We start from the raw sequence: 7,160 nt of genomic DNA on the forward strand, positions 1-7,160 counted from the left end.
CCGTCACAGATCTTGATATAAGCCCCTCCTGATGTCAGCAAGATCTCCTTCTCCGCTGCCACCTCCACCTTGTCTTCCGTGGACACGATCTGCATCTTCTTGTTGGCAAACAATTCCACGTTGTTCTCATTGGCCTGCACCCTGATTCTGTCTTTGCCTGCCACCAGCTTCATTTCCTGCTCGGCACTGAACAGCGACAGGCTTTCTCTGGCCGCTGCCCTGATGTTCTCATACGCACTAAGGTCCGTGCTTTGCAGCGAGGTCAGGGTGATGTTGGCCCCGGCACTGATCTGTGCGCTCTTGGGTGTGGTGTGCGCCATGCCTTCGGGCGCACTGCTCAGAATGCCGGCTTTGATGAGGTCGGTGTACACACTGCTGAGTTGTTGTTCCTGGTCCTGGGTGTCCGCAGGCAGCGCCTGTGCAGTCTGGGCTGCGGTTTCCAGGCTCTTGGCCAGGCTCAGTGCCTGTTCGAGTTGTTCAATGGCCTCTTGCAGGTCCAGTTGTTTGCCCTGGGCGTTCTGGCGTTTGTCGGCCGAGATGTAGAGTCCCTGCCCGGCCCGGATGGCACCCCAGCTGTCGGTTCTGAGTTCAAAGCCATCTCCCCTGTGTTCCCCACTGCCGTCGGTTTTGCGCGGATGGGTGAGGTAACCCATGGTGAGTTGGGTGACGTCATGGGTGCTGTGGAGCTGGGTTTTGATTTCTCCGGTGGTGTCATCTATCAGGAGTTCGTTGTAGCCTCCGCCTTTATGCTCCTTGCTCTTCACCGTCTGCTGGGTTTTGAGGGCCGGCAGGGTGTAGGGGGTGGGATGGTTGGCGTCATAGGTGCGCCCGGTGATGATGGGCTGATCGGGGTCGCCATCGAGGAAGTCGACGATGACTTCCTGCCCGATGCGCGGTATGGCGATGTGGCCCCAGCCGGCTCCGGCCCAGTTCTGTGCGACGCGTATCCAGCAGGTGCTGTGTTCGTCATTGCTGCCGATGCGGTCCCAGGGAAACTGGACTTTGACGCGTCCGTGTTCGTCGGTGTAGATTTCTTCTCCCTGCGGGCCTACAACGTGGGCAATTTCGGGCCCGTGCAGGTGTGGTTTGGCAGGGATGGGTGCTTTCCATTCGGCGGTGGCGGGTACCAGCTCTGCGGTTTGCTGGTAGCTGGTGCTGGCTTGTGCGTTAGCGGCTTCTTCTTCTCCACTGGTGTGTTGTTTGCCGCTGTGTACGACTTTGACGGGGCGCCACAGGGTGTTGAGTTCGCTTCTGGGATGGCCGGTGAGTTCAAAGGCAACGCCGGGCTGGATTCTGGCGTCATCCCCGGTAGCGATGGCAAGTTTGGCGTCTCTTCTGAGGGATTGCAGTTTGGTCTGGGTAAAGGGGGCGCCGGCAGCATCTTGCTTGTAGCGCCCGGGGTAGTCGTAGCGTTCGTATTCGGTGGATTGGGCGGGCATGTCACGCCCCAGGCTTGCCTGTTGCTGGTCGTAGCGCGGGTTTTTGAAGGTGTAGTCGCGCTGGGTCTGGCGCGCGGTGCGGACTTTGTGGTGGTAGGTGAAGTGGCGCAGCGCCGGCTGGGGCTGGTCGCCTGCGGGTTTGGGCTGGTACAGGACGGCCCCGCTTTGCAGGGCGCCAAAGGTTTGGATGACGTCGGTGATGTTGAGCTGGTGGCCTTGTTCGCTGTGTTCAAACCGGTACACAAAGCCTTCTTCGGCCAGCAGGCGCTGGATGTACTGGAAGTCGGTTTCGTCGGCCTGTACGCAGTATTCGCGGCTCAGGTGGGTTTGTTGCTGATTCAGGGTGTAGTTGTCGACTTTGTCGGCTTTGAGGACTTCGCCAATGATTTCGGGCACGCTTTGTTGCTGGAAGATTTCCCAGTCTGAATATAGCGCTGTGCGGGCAAGCATGGGCTCTACCACTGCACGGTAGCGGGTTCTTCTGAAGCCGGTTTCGCGCTGGCTGATGTCTGAGATGAGCCCATGGACCTGCCGCACTGCGGTTGCCCCATCCCAGATGGTGAAGAGCGCGGGTTTGTCTATCAGCTGGTCAAAGTCGATGTTGGCGTCTGTGCTCAGCAGTTCGACTTCAAGCACAAACGGTTCGTTAAGGGCTTCTTCGAGTTTGAATTCGACCACGTCAAAGCTGACGCCTGATGCCTCGCCTTGTTCTTCACCATCACCTTGCGCCTCAAAGCTGTATCTCAACTCTGTCTGGGACATTTTGGTTCTTCCTTAATTCTCAGTTTTTACCATTTCACATTCTTGACACTGCAAAAATCTAGCCCCTTGCAACAGGAACCGGTGGCAGCTCTGTGACATAAACCTCATTGCCTCGTCTGTGCTGCCAGTACTTCTGTGTGCCAAAGTCAAGATAATGTGATATGACTTCCTGTTCTGTAATATCAGCGATTCGCCAATTGTTACCATAATCCCGGCTTAACAGCCATTTGCTGTCTATGAAATTGGGCATTTTGAGAATGGCGGCAACCTGCCCGTCAGCGCCGGTATAAAATTCTTCAACCGGCAGAAAAGTAAAATTAAAAGTGCGGTTTACCTTGAACTCATCTGCTTGCAGCCAGCCAAAATGCAATGCGGGGTTTTCCGTTGTCAATTCATTTTCCCAGTTACATTGCGTAGCACCGCCACACTCCAGATAAGTAAGGTAAAAGCCTTCTTCACCTGGCACCGGTGTCATGTTTAAAATGCGCTTGCCTTGCACAATATGCTTAGGCGGCATCGGATTCAGGTCAATCGTTTCGTTGTCTGCCGGTACTTCATAAATCTCACTTTGCAACTGGCCGGTTGTCTCGTTTTGCTTGCATAGAGAAAACAGCAGGTTGCCCTGCAGATCAACCATTGCACAATCAGCAGAAAGGCCTGCAAACGGCAGTTTATCAAACCCCGAATAAGGGATGTAACGCTTTTGCCAGTTGGCACCACCATCACAGGTTTGCCACAGCAGGTTTTCATCCACCAGAATATAGCCGTTGACACCCTGCTTATCAAAGTACATGCCAGAAGCTTCCCCCTGCCCGAGCTTCTGGGTTTTCAGGTCAACCTGCGTGAATGTCTGCCCCTGATTTTCAGAACGCCAAAAGAACAAATTGGTCGGTTCATTTTTGGTGTAGTCATACCACTGCACCAGTACATAAATTTTGCTTAGATCGGCACTGGTCCACCAAAAGCCGTTTTGCCCATACTCCTGGAACAAAATTTCCGTCGGGCCGTTAAGTCTGCTACCCAGCACCCTGACTGTGCGCCTGTTGAGCCTTTGCTCTGAATCGTTCATCCAGGCTTCAGTGAACTGCGGTTTATATGTGTCCGGGTTAACTCCTTGCCTTGGCATCAGTTCCAACCTCGCCGGGGTCAGAGGATCGAAAATGTAAAACACGCCATCTGGTGCCACACGCATCTGCCCGCCTGCCGCAGGCAGAATGCCCTCAACAATTTTCCCCTGATACTCCCACATATTGCCCTCTTCTTTTTAATGCTGCCATGGCATCATGGCTGGCATCTGAATACAAAATATATAAAATGCATTTCCGACTTTTATTGCTTAAATGCAGAACAAATAATCGTCATGACCAAATAGAGCCGAATATATTCTGGAGAAGACCTCGAAGACGTTTTCTCGGTAATCTCACACCATGTGCTTCGTGAACAAAGTCCTCGATATCATCAAGACCATAGCCCGCAAGAATCGCTGCAAACTCAGCGGCCATTTTTGTTTTTTTCCACAGGCTTGTTGCTCTAACCAAGTACATTCCCACTTCGAAAGCTTGATCAAACGTATCTGCTCTTCCCTCTCCTGTCCACTCTTTCATATCCGGTGTCAGACATACAAGAATCAGATCCTTAACGCCCATGTTGATAAAACCACCATCAATGTAGGCTGCAGGATGGGTTCCAAAAGCGAACATTCTGAAATTCCGGCCATTAAGTTCCAGTCCTTTAAAGCTCGCTGCTGAAACACGGGAAGAAATACTCGGATCCACTTGTGACTTCGTCGTCACCGTTTTCGAACTGGTATTCTGTTTGAACCCATCCTCCATGTACACCTGCAAATAGTACCTGGCATCTTCCAGCCATGCCTTCCCTACTGCAGAAAGATACTTGTATGTAATGTCGGTGAATCGTCGGATATATTTATCACCATAGCCCTCATAGTAGTCAGGAACTTCGTGCTGGCATCCCCTGTGGCGATTCTCAAAATCGCACTTCCGTGAAAGCCAACCGGCGGTTCCGCCCGTTTTTTTCTTGTCATAGTAATAGTCAACGGTGCCAATAGCTGAAGCTGGTGCTGGCGTAACGTCTATATCACAACGATCGTTACTAAGGTGCTGCACCACAGTTGTCTGACTTTGCATGCCGGCAAGGCCGCTGGTAATTTTTGTAAGATCCACAATATCGTTCATGGTATTTTCTTTGCTTAACCGAGTTGATCCAATTTCAGATGGGCCCGTATTTTTTCCGGGAAGTCAAAATACTCTGTCAGGGTGTACCCGTTTTCATCGGTAACACCTGTCGTTGAAGAGCCGTCCGGGAAAAACAAGGTGTACTCCTTGTTTGCATACGGCACGCCGTCATCATCAACAAAATGAAAACGCAGGTTGTAATTCCCTTCCAGCTTGGGCAGATGAGGCATTGCATAACTCAAACTAGCCGGCCCCTTGAACGGGAAACTCGCCGCCTTATGCTCTATGATCCCCGGACCGTGCAGATAAATGTTGCCGTCACAGATCTTGATATAAGCCCCGCCTGATGTCAGCAAGATCTCCTTCTCCGCGGCCACCTCCACCTTGTCTTCCGTGGACACGATCTGCATCTTCTTGTTGGCAAACAATTCCACGTTGTTCTCATTGGCCTGCACCCTGATTCTGTCTTTGCCTGCCACCAGCTTCATTTCCTGCTCGGCACTGAACAGCGACAGGCTTTCTCTGGCCGCTGCCCTGATGTTCTCATACGCACTAAGGTCCGTGCTTTGCAGCGAGGTCAGGGTGATGTTGGCCCCGGCACTGATCTGTGCGCTCTTGGGTGTGGTGTGCGCCATGCCTTCGGGCGCACTGCTCAGAATGCCGGCTTTGATGAGGTCGGTGTACACACTGCTGAGTTGTTGTTCCTGGTCCTGGGTGTCCGCAGGCAGCGCCTGTGCAGTCTGGGCTGCGGTTTCCAGGCTCTTGGCCAGGCTCAGTGCCTGTTCGAGTTGTTCAATGGCCTCTTGCAGGTCCAGTTGTTTGCCCTGGGCGTTCTGGCGTTTGTCGGCCGAGATGTAGAGTCCCTGCCCGGCCCGGATGGCACCCCAGCTGTCGGTTCTGAGTTCAAAGCCATCTCCCCTGTGTTCCCCACTGCCGTCGGTTTTGCGCGGATGGGTGAGGTAACCCATGGTGAGTTGGGTGACGTCATGGGTGCTGTGGAGCTGGGTTTTGATTTCTCCGGTGGTGTCATCTATCAGGAGTTCGTTGTAGCCTCCGCCTTTATGCTCCTTGCTCTTCACCGTCTGCTGGGTTTTGAGGGCCGGCAGGGTGTAGGGGGTGGGATGGTTGGCGTCATAGGTGCGCCCGGTGATGATGGGCTGATCGGGGTCGCCATCGAGGAAGTCGACGATGACTTCCTGCCCGATGCGCGGTATGGCGATGTGGCCCCAGCCGGCTCCGGCCCAGTTCTGTGCGACGCGTATCCAGCAGGTGCTGTGTTCGTCATTGCTGCCGATGCGGTCCCAGGGAAACTGGACTTTGACGCGTCCGTGTTCGTCGGTGTAGATTTCTTCTCCCTGCGGGCCTACAACGTGGGCAATTTCGGGCCCGTGCAGGTGTGGTTTGGCAGGGATGGGTGCTTTCCATTCGGCGGTGGCGGGTACCAGCTCTGCGGTTTGCTGGTAGCTGGTGCTGGCTTGTGCGTTAGCGGCTTCTTCTTCTCCACTGGTGTGTTGTTTGCCGCTGTGTACGACTTTGACGGGGCGCCACAGGGTGTTGAGTTCGCTTCTGGGATGGCCGGTGAGTTCAAAGGCAACGCCGGGCTGGATTCTGGCGTCATCCCCGGTAGCGATGGCAAGTTTGGCGTCTCTTCTGAGGGATTGCAGTTTGGTCTGGGTAAAGGGGGCGCCGGCAGCATCTTGCTTGTAGCGCCCGGGGTAGTCGTAGCGTTCGTATTCGGTGGATTGGGCGGGCATGTCACGCCCCAGGCTTGCCTGTTGCTGGTCGTAGCGCGGGTTTTTGAAGGTGTAGTCGCGCTGGGTCTGGCGCGCGGTGCGGACTTTGTGGTGGTAGGTGAAGTGGCGCAGCGCCGGCTGGGGCTGGTCGCCTGCGGGTTTGGGCTGGTACAGGACGGCCCCGCTTTGCAGGGCGCCAAAGGTTTGGATGACGTCGGTGATGTTGAGCTGGTGGCCTTGTTCGCTGTGTTCAAACCGGTACACAAAGCCTTCTTCGGCCAGCAGGCGCTGGATGTACTGGAAGTCGGTTTCGTCGGCCTGTACGCAGTATTCGCGGCTCAGGTGGGTTTGTTGCTGATTCAGGGTGTAGTTGTCGACTTTGTCGGCTTTGAGGACTTCGCCAATGATTTCGGGCACGCTTTGTTGCTGGAAGATTTCCCAGTCTGAATATAGCGCTGTGCGGGCAAGCATGGGCTCTACCACTGCACGGTAGCGGGTTCTTCTGAAGCCGGTTTCGCGCTGGCTGATGTCTGAGATGAGCCCATGGACCTGCCGCACTGCGGTTGCCCCATCCCAGATGGTGAAGAGCGCGGGTTTGTCTATCAGCTGGTCAAAGTCGATGTTGGCGTCTGTGCTCAGCAGTTCGACTTCAAGCACAAACGGTTCGTTAAGGGCTTCTTCGAGTTTGAATTCGACCACGTCAAAGCTGATGCCTGACGCTTCGCCCTGTTCTTCACCATCACCTTGCGCCTCAAAGCTGTATCTCAACTCTGTCTGGGACATGCTGTTTCCTTTGCTGGCATTGAATTTGTTTTAAAAGCAATATGTAATCGGCCTTGCTGGTGCTCCAAGCTTATTACATATTGCTTTTAGCCAGATTATTTATTCAACGCTCCATCTGGCATCTCCTTCTATCAACGCGCCGCCATGGTCTGTGCTGTCTCCCAGGCGTGCTACAGGACGTCCGTCGTCAATCAGTACGGTGGGTGAACCGGTGATGATGGTGGCCCCGCAACTGATTTTGTCGCCCT

The 7,160-nt window shown here is 54.2% G+C and carries 5 protein-coding genes; all 5 read right to left on the bottom strand.

What is annotated here, in order from left to right; genetic code table 11:
• A partial coding sequence (locus AACY98_RS08390; RefSeq protein WP_339803981.1) for a type VI secretion system Vgr family protein occupies positions 1 to 2,201 on the bottom strand: 2,201 nt, incomplete at its 3' end.
• A gap of 58 nt (positions 2,202 to 2,259) precedes the next feature.
• Positions 2,260 to 3,450, bottom strand: coding sequence for a hypothetical protein (locus AACY98_RS08395; RefSeq protein WP_339803984.1), 1,191 nt, complete (start codon positions 3,448 to 3,450; stop codon positions 2,260 to 2,262).
• A 109-nt stretch (positions 3,451 to 3,559) separates the two neighbouring features.
• Positions 3,560 to 4,396 (bottom strand): hypothetical protein, encoded by an 837-nt coding sequence (locus tag AACY98_RS08400; protein WP_339803986.1) that lies wholly within the window; start codon positions 4,394 to 4,396, stop codon positions 3,560 to 3,562.
• Between the two features lie 14 nt (positions 4,397 to 4,410).
• Positions 4,411 to 6,912 (bottom strand): type VI secretion system Vgr family protein, encoded by a 2,502-nt coding sequence (locus AACY98_RS08405; RefSeq protein WP_339803989.1) that lies wholly within the window; start codon positions 6,910 to 6,912, stop codon positions 4,411 to 4,413.
• Positions 6,913 to 7,011: 99 nt separating this feature from the next.
• Positions 7,012 to 7,149, bottom strand: a complete 138-nt coding sequence (locus AACY98_RS08410; protein ID WP_339803992.1) for a PAAR domain-containing protein — start codon at positions 7,147 to 7,149, stop codon at positions 7,012 to 7,014.
• Positions 7,150 to 7,160 lie beyond the last annotated feature (11 nt).

Source organism: Saezia sanguinis, assembly GCF_963921665.1.
In the GTDB taxonomy this organism is placed as follows: domain Bacteria; phylum Pseudomonadota; class Gammaproteobacteria; order Burkholderiales; family Burkholderiaceae_C; genus Saezia; species Saezia sanguinis.

Bases quoted from the DNA above. Each gene is read 5' to 3' on its own strand.
- AACY98_RS08400 (WP_339803986.1), bottom strand. From the start codon at position 4,396: ATGAACGATATTGTGGATCTTACAAAAATTACCAGCGGCCTTGCCGGC.
- AACY98_RS08405 (WP_339803989.1), bottom strand. From the start codon at position 6,912: ATGTCCCAGACAGAGTTGAGATACAGCTTTGAGGCGCAAGGTGATGGT.
- AACY98_RS08395 (WP_339803984.1), bottom strand. From the start codon at position 3,450: ATGTGGGAGTATCAGGGGAAAATTGTTGAGGGCATTCTGCCTGCGGCA.